General features: G+C 54.1%; 1 protein-coding gene. It reads right to left on the reverse strand.

Features of this window, described 5'->3' with window-relative positions; all coding sequences use genetic code 11:
- On the reverse strand, window positions 1-590 hold a 590-nt coding region (locus A8L45_RS24865), incomplete at both ends, for a hypothetical protein (protein ID WP_175402085.1).

Consider the following 590-nt stretch of genomic DNA (forward strand, 5'->3'; position numbering starts at 1 on the left):
ACATAGATAAAGGCTTCAAATTTACCAAAGGAGCTGTTGTAGTCCTGATCGTTAAAATTGATGTTAAAGGTGGTGGCCTTGTCGGCGGGGTGGCTGACCCGGATCTCCCATGCCGGACCGTCCGTGTAACCGTCTGCATCCTCCTGACCGTGCTGATAAACAGAGGTGGAGGCGATGGACAGCGCCCCCTCATCATCCTCTAGGGTAATGCTGTCTGCGGTGGTCCAGTTCCCGGTATCTTTTACTTTGACCTTCAGGGCCAGTGTCTCCGTTCCCTCCAGCGCGACGTCATTGTTTACCTGTGTTTTGATCTGCACGGTATGGTGCTCTGGCGGGATCACCAGCTCGACAATACCGTCGGTATTGTCACTGATATCCACCCGGTTGAGTTCGCGTGTACCGTCAGCGCTGTAGAGGATAAAAATACCGTTGGTGTCATCAGTGAAACTGCCCTTATTGCCGAGGTTGTTGAGGTCGAGTTGCAGGGTGGTGGGGCTGGCTGAGGCATTATTGAGGCTCAGGGTCCACGCCAGTTCCACATTGTCTCCCTCAGTCACCGTGTCCTCTACCGGAGACAGGGTCGACACTGT

Source organism: Veronia pacifica (assembly GCF_001707825.1).
Taxonomy (GTDB): Bacteria; Pseudomonadota; Gammaproteobacteria; order Enterobacterales; family Vibrionaceae; genus Veronia; species Veronia pacifica.